At 70.0% G+C, this 17,025-nt stretch carries 13 protein-coding genes; 4 read left to right on the forward strand and 9 right to left on the reverse strand.

Going from position 1 to position 17,025, the window contains the following annotated elements; translation table 11 throughout:
* Positions 1-49: 49 nt before the first annotated feature.
* Positions 50-607, forward strand: coding sequence for a ribosome biogenesis factor YjgA (gene yjgA / locus QE438_RS07650; RefSeq protein ID WP_306991352.1), 558 nt, complete (start codon positions 50-52; stop codon positions 605-607).
* 148 nt (positions 608-755) lie between these two features.
* Here yjgA and tldD read toward each other — a convergent pair whose 3' ends face one another.
* The 4 genes from tldD to QE438_RS07670 form a co-directional block, all read right to left on the reverse strand.
* Entirely contained in the window at positions 756-2,201 is a 1,446-nt protein-coding gene (tldD, locus tag QE438_RS07655; RefSeq protein WP_130522920.1) for a metalloprotease TldD, read from the reverse strand.
* Between the two features lie 43 nt (positions 2,202-2,244).
* Positions 2,245-6,171 (reverse strand): YhdP family protein, encoded by a 3,927-nt coding sequence (locus QE438_RS07660; RefSeq protein WP_306991350.1) that lies wholly within the window; start codon positions 6,169-6,171, stop codon positions 2,245-2,247.
* Between the two features lie 192 nt (positions 6,172-6,363).
* Positions 6,364-7,854 carry a ribonuclease G gene (gene rng / locus QE438_RS07665; protein ID WP_130521287.1) on the reverse strand — a complete coding sequence of 497 codons (1,491 nt, stop codon included), beginning with the start codon at positions 7,852-7,854 and terminating at the stop codon, positions 6,364-6,366.
* On the reverse strand, positions 7,854-8,420 hold the full coding sequence (locus QE438_RS07670) for a Maf family nucleotide pyrophosphatase (protein ID WP_306991347.1): 567 nt from the start codon (positions 8,418-8,420) through the stop codon (positions 7,854-7,856). The genes rng and QE438_RS07670 overlap by 1 nt, the downstream gene beginning before the upstream one ends.
* Before the next feature lie 136 nt (positions 8,421-8,556).
* Here QE438_RS07670 and QE438_RS07675 point away from each other — a divergent pair, with 136 nt between their 5' ends.
* The 3 genes from QE438_RS07675 to QE438_RS07685 all read left to right on the forward strand — a co-directional run bounded on the left by QE438_RS07675 (position 8,557) and on the right by QE438_RS07685 (position 13,537).
* A complete protein-coding gene (locus QE438_RS07675; protein ID WP_130522923.1) occupies positions 8,557-9,291 on the forward strand; it encodes an SIMPL domain-containing protein in 735 nt (244 codons plus the stop codon).
* A 260-nt stretch (positions 9,292-9,551) separates the two neighbouring features.
* On the forward strand, positions 9,552-12,623 hold the full coding sequence (locus QE438_RS07680) for a TonB-dependent receptor (RefSeq protein WP_306996087.1): 3,072 nt from the start codon (positions 9,552-9,554) through the stop codon (positions 12,621-12,623).
* A gap of 242 nt (positions 12,624-12,865) precedes the next feature.
* Positions 12,866-13,537 carry an energy transducer TonB gene (locus QE438_RS07685; RefSeq protein ID WP_306991345.1) on the forward strand — a complete coding sequence of 224 codons (672 nt, stop codon included), beginning with the start codon at positions 12,866-12,868 and terminating at the stop codon, positions 13,535-13,537.
* A 76-nt stretch (positions 13,538-13,613) separates the two neighbouring features.
* Here the strand turns inward: QE438_RS07685 and rlmH are convergent, their stop codons facing one another.
* The 5 genes from rlmH to lptE form a co-directional block, all read right to left on the reverse strand.
* Positions 13,614-14,084 (reverse strand): 23S rRNA (pseudouridine(1915)-N(3))-methyltransferase RlmH, encoded by a 471-nt coding sequence (gene rlmH, locus QE438_RS07690; protein WP_306991343.1) that lies wholly within the window; start codon positions 14,082-14,084, stop codon positions 13,614-13,616.
* Between the two features lie 95 nt (positions 14,085-14,179).
* Positions 14,180-14,575, reverse strand: coding sequence for a ribosome silencing factor (rsfS, locus tag QE438_RS07695; RefSeq protein WP_130521277.1), 396 nt, complete (start codon positions 14,573-14,575; stop codon positions 14,180-14,182).
* Positions 14,576-14,608: 33 nt separating this feature from the next.
* The gene (nadD, locus tag QE438_RS07700) at positions 14,609-15,358 is read right to left on the reverse strand and encodes a nicotinate-nucleotide adenylyltransferase (protein ID WP_306991340.1); all 750 of its coding nucleotides are present in this window, start codon (positions 15,356-15,358) and stop codon (positions 14,609-14,611) included.
* Positions 15,359-15,444: 86 nt separating this feature from the next.
* On the reverse strand, positions 15,445-16,476 hold the full coding sequence (holA, locus tag QE438_RS07705; protein WP_306991338.1) for a DNA polymerase III subunit delta: 1,032 nt from the start codon (positions 16,474-16,476) through the stop codon (positions 15,445-15,447).
* The gene (gene lptE, locus QE438_RS07710; RefSeq protein WP_130521457.1) at positions 16,476-17,018 is read right to left on the reverse strand and encodes an LPS assembly lipoprotein LptE; all 543 of its coding nucleotides are present in this window, start codon (positions 17,016-17,018) and stop codon (positions 16,476-16,478) included. The genes holA and lptE overlap by 1 nt, the downstream gene beginning before the upstream one ends.
* Positions 17,019-17,025 lie beyond the last annotated feature (7 nt).

Consider the following 17,025-nt stretch of genomic DNA (forward strand, 5'->3'; position numbering starts at 1 on the left):
TTCGATTGATCCGGCGCGCTGCGCGCGCCGACTCGTGGAGAAGTGTGAGATGCGCGGACGCGATCCGGAAACCGGCGAGTTCTACGGCCCCAGCCGCACCCAGCAGCGGCAGGACGCGCTGGAGGTGCGCGCCCTGGCCGAACAGCTGGTGGCGCTGCCGGCCGCGCGCCTGGCCCAGCTGCCGATGAGCGAGGAGCTGGCCGACCACGTGCGCGACACGCAGAAGGTCACCTCGCACATCGCGCACAAGCGCCAGCTGCAGTACCTGGCCAAACAGATGCGCAAGGAGGACGACGCGACGCTGGAGGCGATCCGCGACGCGCTGGACGCCGGCGGCGACGCCGCGCGCCGTGAGACCGGCCTGATGCACCAGGCCGAAAGCTGGCGCGAGCGCCTGCTGGACGACCCCGACGCGCTGACCCAGCTGGTCGATGCCTTCCCCGACGCGGACCGCCAGCGCCTGCGCCAGCTGGTGCGCAACGTCGCCGAGGAGCGCAAGAAGAACAAGCCGCCGGCGTCCTACCGCGAGCTGTATCGCGAGATCCGCGGCCTGATCGATGCGGCCGACGCGAACGATGCCGATGCGCTCGACGAGCGCGAAGACTAGCCCCGCTCCCCCAGGGAGAGGGGTCGGGGTAAGGGCCCGGCGCGCGCGCAGTGCCTGAAGCACGCCCGGCACCCTCATCCGCGCTGCGGACACCTGTTCACCAGACGGCACACCGTCGCAGTGGGAGAAGGGAGGCAAACCGCCCCCCTCACGCCTGCGTGCCGCCCACGGTCAGCCCGTCGATCAGCAGGGACGGCTGGCCCACGCCCACCGGCACGCTCTGGCCATCCTTGCCGCACACGCCCACGCCGGCGTCCAGCGCCAGGTCGTTGCCGACCATGCGCACCTTCTGCATCGTCTCCGGGCCATTGCCGATCAGCGTGGCGCCCTTGACCGGCGCGGTGATCTTGCCGTCCTCGATCAGGTAGGCCTCGGTCGCCGAGAACACGTACTTGCCGCTGGTGATGTCGACCTGGCCGCCGCCGAAGTTGACCGCATACAGACCTTTCTTGACCGAGCGGATCATCTCCTCCGGCTCGTGCTGGCCGGCGAGCATGTAGGTGTTGGTCATGCGCGGCATCGGCAGGTGGGCGAAGGATTCGCGGCGGCCGTTGCCGGTCGGCGCCATGCCCATCAGGCGCGCGTTGAGGCTGTCCTGCATGTAGCCGACCAGCACGCCGTCCTCGATCAGCGTGGTGCACTGGGTCGGCTGGCCCTCGTCGTCGATGTTGAGCGAGCCGCGCCGGCCCTCCAGCGTGCCGTCGTCGACGATGGTCACGCCGCGCGAGGCGACCTGCTGGCCGATGCGTCCGGCGTAGACGCTGGTGCCCTTGCGGTTGAAGTCGCCTTCCAGGCCGTGGCCGACGGCCTCGTGCAGCAGCACGCCCGGCCAGCCCGAGGCCAGCACCACCGGCATCACCCCGGCCGGCGCGTCGACCGCCTCCAGGTTGACCAGCGCCTGGCGCAGCGCCTCGCGCGCGAACTCCTCCGGCTTGCCGTCGGCCAGCAGCTGCGCATAGGAATAGCGCCCGCCGTAGCCGGCATAGCCGGACTCGCGGCGGCCGTTCTGCTCGACGATCACCTGGATGTTCAGCCGCACCAGCGGGCGCACGTCCGAGGCGAGCACGCCGTCGCTGCGTGCCACCAGCACGGTGTCCACGCCGCCGGACAGGCTCACGCTGACCTGCTGCACGCGCGGATCGGCCGCGCGCAGCAGCCGGTCGACCGCGCGCAGCGCGGCGACCTTGGCGTCGTTGTCCATCGCATCGACCGGATCCTCCGGCGCGTACAGCGCCCGGCCGGTGCCGCGCACCAGGGCGCGCGGGGCGTGGCTGGCGCCGTCGCGCGCGATCGCCCGCGCCGAGCCGGCGGCGGTCAGCAGCGCGGCCGCGTTGATGTCGTCCGAATAGGCGAAGCCGGTCTTCTCGCCGGAGATCGCGCGCACGCCGACGCCCTGCTCGATCGAATGCGCACCGTCCTTGACGATGCCGTCCTCCACCGTCCAGCTCTCGCGCCGGGTGTGCTGGAAATACAGGTCGCCGAAGTCGATGCCCGGTCCAAGCAGCGTGCCGAAGGCACGGTCCAGTCCGGTCTGGTCCAGGCCTGCGGGCAGCAGCAGGCGCGATTCGGCGAGGGCGATGGCAGATGAGGTCATGGCAGCAATGATCGGGGTGTGGGGGGCGATTGCAAGCCGCGCGCTACGGCGTGGGCGCGGTTGGCGTGGGCGCCGGTGCGGGCGCGGCTTCGTTGTGTTCGGTCACCTGCACGTCCGGATCCTTCCAGGGGCCGGTGACGTGGTAGGTCTTGGCGCCGACCTCGCTCAGCGGCTTGCGCAGCACGGCGTTGGCCGCCGCACCCACCGCCGCGCCGACCGGTCCGCCGGCGACGGCGCCGACCACGGTGAGCAGGTTGCCAGAGCGCGGCAGCACGTGGATGGTCTGGTCGAAGGTCTGCGCCTTCAGGTCGGTGCTGCCAGTGATGCGGATCTCGGCCGCCGAGCCGTTGATGACCGTGTCGTCGGTCCTGGCCTGGCCGCCGCCCAGGTCCACTTCGCCCTTGACCTGGTTGAAGGCCAGCCCCTTGGAGAAGAAGTCGCGGAAATCCAGCATCAGCCGCTTGGGCAGCTGGGTCAGGCTGAACAAGGACAGCACGCGGCCGGCGCCGGGTTCGACTTCCAGCAGCGCGCCGTCGTGGATGTCGAAGCGCGCACTGCCGTCCAGCCCGGCCAGGGTGAAGCCGGCCGGACTCGAGGGCCAGGCCAGATCCAGGCCGACCTTGCCGTGGCCACCGCGCACCCGGCCGGTAAATCCCAGCCCGTCCATCAGCGTGCCGACATCGTCGCTGTCGACCTGCACCTGCAGATGCGTGCGTGCGCTGCGCCCACGCCCGGTCCAGTCGCCGGTGATGTCGATCTTCTGCTGCGGCGCGCGCATCTGCAGGGTGTCGATGTGCAGGCCGGCCGGCAGCTTGCGCGTGCGCAGCGTGGTCTGGCCCAGCTTGGCATCGCCGAAGCGCAGATCGCCGATCTGCAGCGACAGCGGCGGCAGCGCGGTGGGGTCCAGGTCGTCCTCGACCGGGGTCGAGCCGTCGGGCGAGGTCGCCGGCCGGGTCGCCGCAGTGGCCGGGTCCGGCGCCGGCGTGGCCGAGGTCCAGTACAGCCGGTCGAGCTGGCCTTCGATCGTGGCATTGGCGTCGTCGGGCACGTGCACATGGCCGGCCAGCGCGTCGCCGGAGAGCCTGACGTCCAGCGCGGCGCGGGCCGGGCTGAGCTGCACGCGGGTGTTGGGGAAGGCGGCGCCGATCAGCAGCAGCTTCTGCGCGGTCAGGTCGATGCCACGCAGCGCCAGCGGCTGGCTGTTCGCCGGCGGCGGCGGCGGCGCGCCGGCCTGCGGGCTGGTCAGCGGCGCGGCGGCCGCGCCGGCCTTGACCAGCGGATCGTCGGCCGGCGCGCTGCCCGAGGCGCGCGCCACCGCGATCCAGCCGGCCGCATCCAGCACCGGCGCGGTGCCGCCCACGCTCAGGCCACTGGCCGGGACCGGCTGGGAAATGCTCGCGCGGCCCAGGTCCACGCGTACGCCGGTGGCGCCCGCGCGCGGCTGCGCACGCAGCGCCATCAGCCGGCCGAAGCTCACGTCCACTCGCCCCTGCTCCAGCGGCATCTGCACCGCCACGGTGGCCGGCAGCGCGCGCGTGGCCGGCTTGTCCAGCGGCGCCGGCAGCTTGAGCGCGGTGCCGGTCAGATCGGACTGCGCGGTGACGCTCACCGGCGGATCGCCGCCGCCCTGCGCGGGCGCCCCCACGCCGACGTCGATGGTCCACGGCGAGCGGCCCTGCATGTAACTGTTCAACCAGTTCAGCTCGGGTACGCGGGCGAGCAGCTCGGCCGCGGTCAGCGGCGCGGCCAGGCGCGCCTCGAACACATGCGCCGCGTCCTGCACCGCATCGCCGGCACGCAGCGCCAGCTGCGCCGGCGCGCCGGCGCGCAGCGCGTCCAGCTGCGGCGCGTCGAAGCCGCCCTGCGAGAACGTCGCCGTCCCGCGCACCTCGGTGAAGGCCAGGTCGTAGGTGCTGTCGGCCACCTGCGCGCGGTCCAGTTGCACCTGGCCGCTGACCTCGGGCTGCGCGCCACCGCGCAGCGGCAGGGTCATGCCGAACTGCACCTTGGCCGGGCCGGACACGCTCAGGCCCTTCATCGCCTCGCCGTAGCGCTGCTGCAGCGGGCTGTGGCGCAGCAGCGAAAGCAGGCGCGCGGCATCGTCGCCGCCTTCGGCCTCGATCTTGAGCACGCTCTCGTGCCAGTCGGCGATGCCGCCCTGCAGGCGCGAGACCGGCACCTCGCCCAGGCGGCCCTTGCCTTCCAGCGAGAACCCATTGCCGAGGAAGCGCACGTGCGCGTCCAGCTCGGTCATGTCCGGCCAGTCGGGCTGGAAGCGGATGCGCCCCTGCTCGATGTCGGCCTGCGCATCGAAGATGCCCTGCTGATGCACGAACGGCCAGTCGTCCAGATCGCCCCCGACCAGGCCGGTGCCGTTGCGCACCATGCCGCCCTGCATCGCCCGATCCAGCCATTCCAGCGCCGGCTTGGACATCAGGTGGCGCACCCAGAAGCCGCGCGCGGCCGGCACCGGCGTGTCGTGCACCTGCGCGGCGACGTTGAGCCAGGGCCGCGTGCCATCGTTCTGGAACCACACCTCACCGCGCGCAGTCACGCCGAAGTCCGGCCCGTCCACCACCAGCGACGGCGTGCCGGCCCTCCAGCCCTCGCCCTCGCGCCAGGCCGCCAGCGTGCCGTGCAGCGTGGCCGGATGGACCACGCCGAAGCCGGCCGGCCAGTCGAACTTGAACGGCAGCTTCGGGTCCAGCACCAGCGCCAGGCCCTGCGCATCGCCGGTGAGCGACCCGCCCAGGCCCGACAGCCCCGGCGCATGCCCGACCGGCGCGAATGCCAGGCCATCGACCCGCGCCTGCAGCCGCAGCGGCCCCTGCAGGGTGCCGGCCGCGCTGACCTGGGACAGGCCGACCTGCGGACGGGCCTGGCGCAGCCACTCGCGCAGGCCGGGCGCAACGCGATCGTGCAACGCCAGCACCTGCAGCAGCGGCTCGGCCTGCAGCGCGTCGACCAGCAGCGCCGAGCGCGCACCGCCGGCCAGGGTCAGCCCGCGCACGCCCTGCCCGGCGCCGACCTTGCCCAGCGTGAGCTGCGGCACATCCAGTCGCCAGCCGTCCGGCTGCACCTGCACGCGCGCCAGCCCGCGCACCTGGTCGAAGGCCACCTCGCCACGACGATCGTTTGCGCCCAACCGGACCTGGCGCAGGTCCAGGTCGAACTGCGCCTGCTGCAGGCGCTTGGCCTTCAGACGCGCCCAGGCCCGCACCTCGCCCTGCCCGCCCTGCAGGCGCAGGCCCGCCAGGTTGGACAGCGCCGGCCAGTCGGCCAGGCGCAAGGCCCGGGCTTCCAGATAGGCGCGGCCGTCGCCGCGCTCGCGGTCGAACAGCAGGGCCAGGTCGATCGGGGTGCCGCCCACGCGCTCGCGCAGGCGCGCCCCGGCGTGCACGTCGCGGCCCTGCACGCGCAGGCGCAGGTCCACGTGCGGCAGCTGCAGGTCCAGGCCCAGCGACGGCGCGATCACGCGCAGACGGCCATCGACCACCTGCAGCTCGCCCAGGCCATTGAGCGCATCGAAGGGATCGCCGCGGGTCTGCTGCCCCGGAAAGCCGCGGATCGACCAGCTGCCGTCGTCGGCGCGCTCGGCCTCCAGCGCCAGATTGCGCAGACGCAGCTCGGTGAAGGCCCGGCCCGGCAGCAGGCCGGCATACAGCGAGACCAGCAGCTCGGCCTGGCCGATATCCACGCCCTCGCCCGGCCCCTTGGGCCCCACATGCAGGCCGTCGAACTGCAGCAGCGGGCCGCGCCGCGTCCAGGCCGTGTGCAGCGCATCGAAACTGATCGGCCGGCCGGCCTGCTGGCTCAACCAGGCCGCCACCTGGTCGGGATGCCGCTGCGCCAGCGGCAGCAGCTGACTGAGCACGCCCAGCACCAGCGCGACCAGCACCAGCCCACCGGCCAGCGCATACCACGCCAACCGGCGCAGCACGCGCAGGCGATGGTGAAAGGCAAGCGGCATCAGGGGGAAGCCGGGATCAGGGAAGACGGGAGGCAACCACAAACACGCCGGGACGCGGTACCCACGAACGGAAGGATCGAGCGCGCGCGCGCCCGAACCCGCGAGCCCATGCCGGACGCCGGCCGAACCCGCAACTCCCTCTGGCCCAAACTGCTCTGCCTGGTCCCGGCGACCCGATCCCGGGTCGCGGCCTCAGAGCAGCACGACATCAAACTGTTCCTGCAGATACTCGGCATCGGCCTGGAGGCGGATCGACTTGCCCAGGAATTCCTCCAGCTCGGCCACCGCCTGGGACTCTTCGTCGGTGATGCGCGCGACCACCTTGGGCGAGGCGATCACCAGCAGGCGCGCGGCCTCGAACTGGCGCGTGGCGCGGGTGATCTCGCGGAAGATCTCGTATGTCACCGTCTCGGCCGTCTTGACCATGCCGCGGCCGCCACAGGCGCCGCAGGGCTCGGACAGCTGGCGCGCCAGGCTGTCGACGGTGCGCTTGCGCGTCATCTCCACCAGGCCCAGCGGGGAGAAGTCGTACACCGTGGTCTTGGCGTGGTCGCGCGCCAGGCCCTTCTCCAGCGTGCGCAGCACCTGGCGCTTGTGCTCGGCATCGGACATGTCGATGAAGTCGATGATGATGATGCCGCCGAGGTTGCGCAGCCGCAGCTGCCGGGCCACCGCCTGCGCCGCCTCCAGGTTGGTGCGGTAGACGGTCTCCTCCAGATTGCGCTGGCCCAGGAACGAGCCGGTGTTGACGTCGATGGTCGTCATCGCCTCGGTCTGGTCGATGACCAGATAGCCACCGGACTTCAGCGGCACCTGCTTGTCCAGGGCGCGGCCGATCTCGTCCTCGACCCCGTACAGGTCGAAGATCGGCCGGTCGCCCGAGTACAGCTCCAGCTTCTCCGCCAGCGGCGGCATGTACTTGGCCACGAACGCCTGCAGGCGCTCGTAGGTCTCGCGCGAGTCCACCTTGACCCGCTCCACGTCCTTGCGGATCAGGTCGCGCACCGCGCGCAGCGGCAGGCTGAGGTCTTCATAGAGCAGCGCGCGCGGGGCCATCTCGCCGACCCGACGGTTGATCACGTTCCACACGCGCGACAGATAGGCCACGTCCTCGGCCAGCGCCTCGGCCGGCTGGCCCTCGGCGTTGGTGCGCACGATGTAGCCCATGTGGCCGTGCTGTGCGGCCAGATCGCTTACCAGGCCCTTGAGGCGGGCGCGCTCGGCCTCGTCCTCGATCCGCGCCGACACCCCGATCACCTTGGACTGCGGCATCAGCACCAGATAGCGCGACGGGATCGAAATCTGCGTGGTCAGGCGCGCGCCCTTGGTGCCGATCGGGTCCTTGACCACCTGCACCACCACGTCCTGGCCGTCGCGCACCAGCTCGTGGATCGCCGCCGGCGCGGCCGGCGGCAGCGGCACCTCTTCGCCGGCCGCCACCGCGGCCGGCGGCGCCGCGCGCACGATGTCGCTGGCGTGCAGGAAGGCCGCACGGTCGTGGCCGATCTCGACGAACGCGGCCTGCATGCCCGGCATCACCCGCTGGATCTGGCCCTTGTAGATGTTGCCCACGATGCCGCGGCGCCAGCCACGCTCGATGTGCAGCTCCTGCAGCATCCCGTTTTCGATCACCGCCACCCGCGTTTCCCGCGGGGTGACGTTGACCAGGATCTCCTCCGACATCAAAGCACTCCGAATTGCGTGAGCAGGTTCGCCGTCGCATGCAGCGGCAATCCCATTACACCCGAATGACTGCCGGAAAGGTGGGAGATGAAGGCCTCGCCGCGCCCCTGGATCGCGTAGGCGCCGGCCTTGCCCATCGGCTCGCCGCTGCGCACGTAGTCGGCGATGGCCTGCGCGCTCAGCGCGGCGAAGCGCACCTGCGACAGGTCCAGCACCTGCGCCTGACGCCGCGCCGTCACCACGGCCACCGCGCTGGCCACCGTATGGGTGCGCCCGGACAGCCGCGCCAGCATTGCCTCGGCATCGGCCGCATCGGCCGGCTTGCCGAACACCACATCGTCCAGGATCACCTCGGTATCGGCGCCCAGGACGATTGCATCCTCGCGCTCACGCACCAGTTCCAGGCCGGCCCGGGCCTTCTCCAGGGCCACGCGACGCACATAGTCCAGCGCGGCCTCGCCAGGCTGGCGCTGTTCGGGGATGTCCAGGGACAAGGGCTCGAATGCCAGCCCGAGGCGGGCCAGCAGCTCGGCGCGCCGCGGGGACTGGGAGGCGAGGAACAGCATCGCCCAAGGATAACCCGCGCCTCGAAACTGAACGGGAGGCCGAACCCCTCCGGCGCCCGCCAACCCCACCGCGGCCGACGGCCCGTTCATCTTCCCGCAACGACACTCCACCCACTTCCATCGAGGAATCACAACGATGCGTACCCACCGCCTCCGCCCGCTGCTGATCGCACTGGCCTTCGCCCTTGGAGCTCCCGCCATGACCGCTTCCGCGCAGACCGCCGCTGCCGGCTACGCCCTGCCCGCCGATGGCACGCTGCTGTCGATCTCCTCCCAGGCCGAAGCCAGCCGCGCACCCGACATCGCCACGATCTCGGCCGGCGTGGTGACCCAGGCCGCCGACGGCAACACCGCCATGCGCCAGAACGCCACCCAGATGACCCAGGTCATGGCCGCCATCCGCAAGGCCGGCATCGCCGAGCGCGACATCCAGACCAGCGGCGTGATGCTCAACCCCCAGTACAACTACCGCGACAACGAAGCGCCCAAGATCACCGGCTACCAGGCCACCAACACGGTCAGCCTGAAGGTGCGCAAGATCGCCGACCTGGGCCAGGTGCTGGACGCGCTGGCCGCCCAGGGCGCCAACGAGATCAACGGACCGACCTTCGAGATCGACCAGCCCGAACCGGTCTACGACCAGGCCCGCCTGGACGCGCTGAAGAAGGCCCAGGCCCGCGCCGAGACCTATGCCAAGGGCCTGGGCCTGAAGGTGCGCCGCATCGTCAGCATCTCCGAATCCGGCAGCGGCGGCGCGCCCCGCCCGGTGATGATGATGGCCCGCGCCGCCAAGGCCGACGCCACGCCCGTCTCGCCCGGCGAAACCACGCTCAGCGTGAGCATCGAGGTGGTGTTCGAGCTGGGGCGCTGATCCAGATGCGGGCGCGCCGAAGCGCGCCCGCATTTTCCTGAACCAGCCACTCACAAATCCCAATATGAAGTTATAGCGAGATGAATTCGAGTCATTCATATTGGAGTTAAACCGTTAATCGAATCCCATTTCAAGGCCACGGATAATCAAATCCATTAATTAATCATGACTTTTCCGTTGGCTGAGGATAATTTCCGGCCACTTGTGTCAATGCCGTCCTGGCGCTGACACAGACTTTTAGTCACCGGAGAGAAATCATGATGTCCAAACCCGTCAGCAGGCGGTTGCTCCAGCATTCCGCGCTCAGCATCGCGCTCGGCCTGTGCTTCTCGCAGGGCGTGCTCGCGCAGAGCACGACCGCCAACGTCTACGGTTCCGTTCCCGCCGAGAGCGGCCTGACCATCCAGGCCCAGAGCGACTCCGGACTGACCCGCACCGTCACCGCCGATGCCTCCGGCCGTTACAACATCGGCTCGCTGCCTGTCGGCACTTACACCATCACCCTGCGCCGCGGTGATACCGTCGTCGACCAGCGCAAGGGCGTCGTGTTGCGCGTCAACTCGGGTACGGACGTTTCCTTCGGCGGCGGGGAGGCGGCAGGCAGCACCGCGAATGCGACCGATCTGGGCACCGTCACGGTCACGGCCGCCAATGCGCCGAAGATCGACGTGACCTCGGTCGATTCGCGCACGGTCATCACCTCGGCCGACCTTGAGCGCCTGCCGCTGGGCCGCAGCGCCGAGGCCATCGCGCTGCTGGCGCCGGGCGCGGTCTCCGGCAGCGGCTACTTCGGCAGCGGCAACACCGTGTCGTTCGGCGGTGCGGGCGTGTCGGAGAACGCCTACTACATCAACGGCTTTCTGACCTCCAATCCGCTCAGCAACATCGGCGGCATCGGCCTGCCCTACGGCGCCATCGATCAGCAGGAGGTCTATCTGGGCGGCTACAGCGCGCGCTATGGCCGCTCGGACGGCGGCGTGATCAATCAGGTCGGCAAGCGCGGCACCAACGACTGGCATTTCGGCGGTCAGGTGCTGTGGTCGCCCAAGGGCCTGTACGCGTCTCCCAAGAGTACCTTCTACCCCGACATCGATCTGCCCACGCAGGCCGGCACCGGCAACACCTACCGCCTCGCCCCGGGCATCGAGCCCGGCTCGATCTTCCGCTCCCGCCGCGATGACGGCCAGTGGTCGACGACCTACAGCGCCTATGTCGGTGGTCCCCTGGTGCAGGATCGGTTGTTCATTTTCCTGGCGGGCGAGCAGGAAAAGACCGAGGGCGTGTCGACCAATTCGATCGAGGCCACCACCCAGGCCCGCAACCACTACAAGTACAGCAACCCCAAGGTCTACGGGAAGCTGGACTGGAACATCAACGACAGCAACACGCTCGAATACACCCACATCCGAAACAACGACCGCCAGGGCGGCGTCTACTACGCCTACGACTACGACACCATGAGCGGCGGCGGCCCGACGGGACAGTATCCGGACACCTTCAAGGTCAATACGCGCTTCGACATCTTCAAGTACACCGGCTACCTGACCGATGACCTGACCCTCAGCGCCACTTACGGCAAGAGCAAGCGCAGCAACCAGCAGTACAACACCGGCAACCGTGACGACCTGGCCTATATCACGGGCGCCACCTTCCAGGATCCGGCCATCACCGGCGGGCGCCGCATCACCAACAGCAATGTCTCCGACGCCATCGTGGACGGCACCGACAAGACGCGCGGCCTGCGCGTGGATCTGGAGTACCGCCTTGGCGACCACACCCTGACCGCGGGCGTGGACGACATGTACTTCGACGCGATCAACGAGGGCCAGGACGTGAGTGGACTCGGCTATCGCTGGGCCTACAACGTGGGCGATCCGGACGAAGCCATCAACGCCGCGCTGGGCGTCGGCGCACCCGGCGGCGACGGTTATTTCGTGAGCAAGCGCATCTTCGTCACGGCCACCAACATGTCGGTCAAGCAGAAGGCCTACTTCCTCGAAGACCGCTGGCAGGTCAACGACAACTGGCTGCTGTCGCTGGGCATCCGCAACGACAAGTTCTCCAATTACAACAGCGCAGGCGAGGCCTACGTCGAGAGCGGCAATCAGTGGGCGCCGCGCCTGGGCGCCAGCTGGGACGTCTTCGGCGATTCGTCGCTGAAGGTGTATGCCAACCTGGGCCGCTATTACCTGGCCCTGCCCAACAGCGTCGCCATCCGCGGTGCGTCGGCCTCGACCTTCACCAACGAGTACTTCACCTATACCGGCATCGATGCGGACGGCAACCCGACCGGCCTGACCGCGTTGGGGCCGGGCCCGGTGTCCAGCAACGGCGAATACGGCGAGGCCCCGGACGCCAAGGCCTTCGCCGCTTCCAATCTCAAGTCGCAGTATCAGGACGAGGCGATCCTGGGCGTGGACAAGGCCTGGGGCGACAACTGGGTCACCGGCGCCAAGGTCACCTATCGCAAGCTGCAGAGCGCGATCGACGACATCTGTGACAGTGCAAGGATTGCCGACAAGCTCGAGGCCCAGGGAGTCGACCCGGATTCGGTCATCATTCCCGGCTGCGTCATCTTCAATCCCGGCCAGACCAACAGCTTCAGCCTGGAGAATGTCGATGGGGGCCGCACCGACGTCACCATGTCCAAGAAGGACTGGGGCTTCAACAAGGAGGCCAAGCGCGAGTACCTGGCGGTCAACCTGTTCGTCGAACATCCCTTCGACGGCAAGTGGCAGGGTCGCGTGGACTACACCTGGTCGCGCAACTTCGGCAACACCGAAGGCCAGCTGAAGTCGGACATCGGCCAGACCGACGTCTCCAAGACCCAGGACTGGGATGCGGCGGCGATCATGGCCTATGCCGGCGGCTACCTGGCCAACGACCGCCGCCACCAGCTGAAGTTCTTCGGCGCTTACCAGATCGCGCCGGAATGGGTGGTCTCCTCCACGCTGCGTGTGCAGTCCGGCACGCCCAAGTCCTGCCTGGGCTATTTCAGCGTCAATGGCATCGACGAAGGCAGCACCGAGGGCGATCCGATCGGCTATCGCTCGTCCTATCACACCTGCGCTGGCGAGGCTTCTCCTCCCGGCAAGGCCGGTCGTACGCCATGGACCAAGAAGCTGGACCTTGGCGTGAGTTACCGCCCCGAGTTCGCCGAAAAGAAGCTGGCCCTGAACCTGCAGGTCTTCAATGCCCTGAACGAGCAGAAGCCGCTGCAGACCGACGCCACCTTCGAAAACGGTCCGTACACGATCTCCAACACCTATGACATGCCGCTGTACTACGAGTTGCCGCGTTACGTGCAACTGTCGGCTTCTTACGACTTCTAAGTCAGATTAGCCCAACCGGCGATGACGCTGTCATCGTCGCAGCTGTACCCAACGCCCCGGCCCGCGCCGGGGCGTTTTTTCATTCCTTGCCTGACTGGAATACCTGCGCCCGTGCCTGGCCGCTTGCGCAGCGGTCGGGCGCGGCGCACGCTCCAGGTGCAGCAGGGCGACGCCATTCGTTAACCCCACTGCCGCGACCCGCACGTTTCCACTGAAGCATGTCCCGACAACGGAGGTGGTCCATGGTTCGTACGCTCCCTTATGGCCCGGAAGGGCGAGTCAATGTGGCGCGCATCAGCGGCATCGCCGCGGCGATGCTGGTGCACGCGCTGGCCTTCATGCTGCTGCTGATCCCGGCCACGCTGCCGCCGCTGGCGCGGACGGTGCAAGAGACGAAGCCGGATTTCGAGTTGATCCATAAACCCGTGGAGGCCACGGTGGCCCCGCCGCCCAAGCCCACGCCCGCGCGTCCCGCGCCGACCCAGCGCACCACGCCGGCCCCGACGCCGATCACGGTGTCACGGCCGGTCGATGTGCCCGTCGCGGCCACGCAGACCATGGCCGATCCTGCGCCGGCCACGGTAGCCGAGCCGACCGCGGTGGACACCGGCGCGATCCAGGCGCCCTCCGGCCCGCTGGCCTCGGCCTCGCTGTCCTACGTGCATGCGCCGGCGCCGGCCTACCCGCGCAGCGCGATCGCCAGCCACGCGGAGGGCACCGTGATCCTGCGCGTGCTGGTCGACGTGGATGGCACGCCGCTGGAGGCGACCATCGAGACCAGCAGCGGCAATCGCGACCTGGACCGGGCCGCGCGGATGCAGGTGCTCAAGGCGTGGAAGTTCCAGCCGGCCATGCAGGACGGCCACGCGGTGCAGGCCTACGGCCGGGTTCCGGTGGACTTCAGCCTGCGCTGATCATCCGTGCGGCATCCGCCGCGTGCCGCGGCGCCGGCGCTCTTCGCCGGCGCCTGTCGCCCCCCGGCAAACCAGATCAGGCGCGGTGGTAGGGATGATTGGCCAGCATGGCCGCGGCGCGATAGAGCTGCTCGGCAACGAGCAGCCTGGCCAGCATGTGCGGCAGGGTCAGCGGGCCGAGCGACCAGGTCTCGTGCGCGGCGGCGAGCACGTCCGGCGAATGCCCTTCCGGGCCGCCGATCAGGAAGGCCAAGTCGCGGCCCTGCCCGCGCCAGTGCTCCAGGCGCTGGGCCAGCTGCTCGGAAGAATGCTGTTTCCCCGTCACTTCCAGCGCGACGATGTGCGCGCCCTTGGGCAGGGCGGCCAGTACGCGCTGGCCTTCCTCCTCGATGGCGCGCTGGGCGTCGCGATGCTTGCCGCGCAGGCCGGGCGCGACCTCGACCAGTTCGAACGGCAGCCAGTGCGACAGACGCTTCTGGTATTCGGCGAATCCCTGCGCTACCCAGGCGGGCGCGCGCTCACCGGTGGCGATCAGGCGGGCCTTCATGGTTCGGGCGAGGCGTGAGTGGAGAGGAGTGGGAAGTGAGCGAAGACGGAAGCAGGGTCGAGCAGCTTCATTGGCTCCTGCTCACCCTTCTGCACTCACTCCTGCTCTTCAGGCGGCTGATCGCCGACGGTCCACAGGCGCTCCAGCGCGTAGAACTCGCGCACGCGCGGCAGCATGACGTGGACGATCACATCGCCCAGGTCCACCAGCACCCATTCGGCCTCGCGCTCGCCTTCCACGCCCAGCGGCATCACGTCGAGCTTCTTGGCGAACTTCACCACCTCGTCGGCGATCGACTTTACGTGCCGGGTCGAGGTGCCCGAGGCAATGATCAGGAAGTCGGCGACGCTGGACTTGCCACGCACGTCGATCTCGACGACATCCTTGGCCTTGAGCTCGTTGACGGCATCGTGGACGGTGGCGAGCAGCACCGGCAGGGCCGGAGGCGGGCTGGGCAGACGGGTCTTGATGACTTGGGCTTGGCTGGACAAAAGAAGCACTTGGAGGGGCCGGACAGGCCGCGATTATAGCCCCGCCACCCCGTACAGGCCGTGGGCACGGATGAACGCGGCGACGGGCGGCGGCACCAGCGCCTGCCAGTCGCCGCCCGCGGCGATCCGCCGCCGGACCTCGCTGGCCGACTCCAGCTGCAGCGGCTGGTGCAGGCGCAGGACCTGACCGGCCGGCGCGGCGTGCAGCGCCGCCGGGTCCTGCACCCAGCGCGCCTGCACCTGCGCCGCAAGCGCGGCGGGCAGTTCGCCCAGCCCGCTGCCGGCGCGTTCGGCGACCACCAGGTGGGCCAGGGCGAACAGCTCCTGCCAGCGATGCCAGCCCGGCAGGCCCAGGAAGCTGTCGGCGCCGAGCAGCAGGACCAGAGGCGCCTGCGGGCCCAGCTCGTCGCGCAGGCTGCGCAAGGTGTCGACGGTGTAGGAATGCCCCGGCCGATCCAGCTCGCGCCGGTCCACGCGCAGCGCGGGCAGGCCGGCGACCGCCGCCTGCAGCATCGCCAGGCGCTGCGGCGCGTTGGCACCCGGCGGCGGGCGATGTGGCGGATCGGCCGCCGGCACCAGCGTCACCGGCGCCGCCAGCGCGGCCGCGGCCAGCTGGGCGATGGCCAGATGGCCGTTGTGGAAGGGGTCGAAGGTGCCGCCGTAGTAGATGTGAAGCCGGGATTCGGGAGTCGGGATTCGGGATTCGGGAGAAGCAAGCGCATCTGCGCCGTTCGCGGACTGCCCCTGCCGCGCTCCCGCGGAGGCGAGCCCAGAATCACGCATTCCCGACAAAGCATCGGGCACCGCAGATTCAATCGGCCCGCGCTCTTCCCGATTCCCGAATCCCGAATCCCGAATCCCGGCCTCTTTCACGCCACCAACCGCACCGCCGCCGCGTCGGCGATCGCCAGCAGCAGGCGCTCCAGGGCGACCCAGGCGTCGCCGTCGCCGCGGCCCTTGGCGATGCGGTCGATGCGCGAGGCCTGCGCGACGAAGCGCTCCCAGCGCGCGGCGCTGGCATGGCGCTGCAGGGCGCGCTTGAACGGCGCCTGCCGGCTCTCCCAGATGCCCTGCCCCTTCATCTCGGCGGCCAGATTGCCGCCGCGCTCGGCCACCTTGGCCAGCTGCGCGGTGCTGAGCAGGTTGCGGATGATCATCGGCATCAGCGCCGCCACGGCCTCGCCCTCGGCGCGCAGGCCGGCGAGCATGCGCGAGGCCTGGGCGGCATGGCCGGAGAGCGTGGTCTCGATCAGGCGGAACACGTCGAAGCGCGCCGCGTCGGCCACCAGCGATTCCATCGTCGCCAGGTCCAGCGTGCGCCCGGCGGCCAGCAGGACCAGCTTGTCGATCTCCTGCGCGGCGGCCAGCAGATTGCCTTCCACGCGCTCGACCAGCAGGGCGATGGCGTCGCGCTCGGCGCGCAGGCCGCGCGCGCGCAGCCGCGCCTGCACCCAGCCGGACAGCTCGTGCGGCTTGATCCCCCAGGCCACCGACAGCACGCCGATGCGCTCGATCGCGTCGGCCCACTTGCCGCGATGGGCCTTGCTCCACTCGCCGGCGGTGACCAGCAGAATCACATCGCTTGGCGGCCGCGCGCAGAACGCGCTGATGACCTCGGCGCCCTCCTTGCCCGGCTTGCCGGTCGGCAGGCGTACCTCGACGATGCGGCGGGCGCTGAACAGGCTGGGGGCGTCGAAGCTGGCCTGCAGGCCGGCCCAGTCGATGTCGCGGCCTTCCACGTCGAAGACTTCGCGCTCGGCGATGCCCAGCGCGCGCGCCCGCTGGCGCACCGCGTCGGCGGCCTCCAGCACCAGCAGGGTTTCCGGGCCGGCGATCAGGTAGGCCGGCGCCAGCTCGCCCTCGGCGCTCTGGGCGACCAGCCGGTCCGGCGCCAGTTCCATCAGGGTGCGGGCGGGACCGGCGAGCGCACCGTTGCGCCACCGGGGCGGCCGACGCCGCGCACCACGCTGTCGATGCGGCGCAGGATCGAGGCGGACATGTCGCGGCGCAGCTCGTCGGCGAGGATCTCGCGCTCGGAGGTGGCGCCGGTCAGGTTGGTCGCCTCGGCGACGTAGTCGCGCGAGAGCTCGACCACCTGCTGCGGCACCAGCTCGCTGCCGTCGGCGCGCAGGAAGCGGAACACGACCGCGTAGCGCAGGCTGTATTCCTGGGCGCGGCCCTGCTCGTCCAGCGCGATCGGGCGGTCGCCCCAGCGCTCGGACATGATGTCCAGGGTGGCGACCTTGGCCTTGGGATCGTCGGCCGGGATGGCGCCGGCGGCCTTCAGGCCGACCGAGAGATCGCGCGCCAGCGGGCTGTACTGGTCGGTGGCAGAGACCTTCACCGGGCCCAGGTCGGAGGGCAGCGCGATCTTGCTGCGCAGGTGGAAACCGCAGGCGCTCAGCACGGACACGAGCAGGGACAGGGCCAGCAGGCGCAGCATCGGGGTC

Origin of the sequence: Pseudoxanthomonas sp. SORGH_AS_0997, from assembly GCF_031453535.1 — a bacterium.
In the GTDB taxonomy this organism is placed as follows: Bacteria; Pseudomonadota; Gammaproteobacteria; order Xanthomonadales; family Xanthomonadaceae; genus Pseudoxanthomonas_A; species Pseudoxanthomonas_A winnipegensis.

What these genes read in the sequence shown, in the direction of transcription:
- rlmH (WP_306991343.1), bottom strand. Translation starts at nt 14,084, where the DNA reads ATGAAGGCCCGCCTGATCGCCACCGGTGAGCGCGCGCCCGCCTGGGTA.
- QE438_RS07685 (WP_306991345.1), top strand. Translation starts at nt 12,866, where the DNA reads ATGGTTCGTACGCTCCCTTATGGCCCGGAAGGGCGAGTCAATGTGGCG.
- tldD (WP_130522920.1), bottom strand. Translation starts at nt 2,201, where the DNA reads ATGACCTCATCTGCCATCGCCCTCGCCGAATCGCGCCTGCTGCTGCCC.
- holA (WP_306991338.1), bottom strand. Translation starts at nt 16,476, where the DNA reads ATGGAACTGGCGCCGGACCGGCTGGTCGCCCAGAGCGCCGAGGGCGAG.
- QE438_RS07680 (WP_306996087.1), top strand. Translation starts at nt 9,552, where the DNA reads ATGTCCAAACCCGTCAGCAGGCGGTTGCTCCAGCATTCCGCGCTCAGC.
- rng (WP_130521287.1), bottom strand. Translation starts at nt 7,854, where the DNA reads ATGTCGGAGGAGATCCTGGTCAACGTCACCCCGCGGGAAACGCGGGTG.
- nadD (WP_306991340.1), bottom strand. Translation starts at nt 15,358, where the DNA reads ATGCGTGATTCTGGGCTCGCCTCCGCGGGAGCGCGGCAGGGGCAGTCC.
- QE438_RS07675 (WP_130522923.1), top strand. Translation starts at nt 8,557, where the DNA reads ATGCGTACCCACCGCCTCCGCCCGCTGCTGATCGCACTGGCCTTCGCC.
- yjgA (WP_306991352.1), top strand. Translation starts at nt 50, where the DNA reads ATGCGCGGACGCGATCCGGAAACCGGCGAGTTCTACGGCCCCAGCCGC.
- lptE (WP_130521457.1), bottom strand. Translation starts at nt 17,018, where the DNA reads ATGCTGCGCCTGCTGGCCCTGTCCCTGCTCGTGTCCGTGCTGAGCGCC.
- QE438_RS07670 (WP_306991347.1), bottom strand. Translation starts at nt 8,420, where the DNA reads ATGCTGTTCCTCGCCTCCCAGTCCCCGCGGCGCGCCGAGCTGCTGGCC.
- QE438_RS07660 (WP_306991350.1), bottom strand. Translation starts at nt 6,171, where the DNA reads ATGCCGCTTGCCTTTCACCATCGCCTGCGCGTGCTGCGCCGGTTGGCG.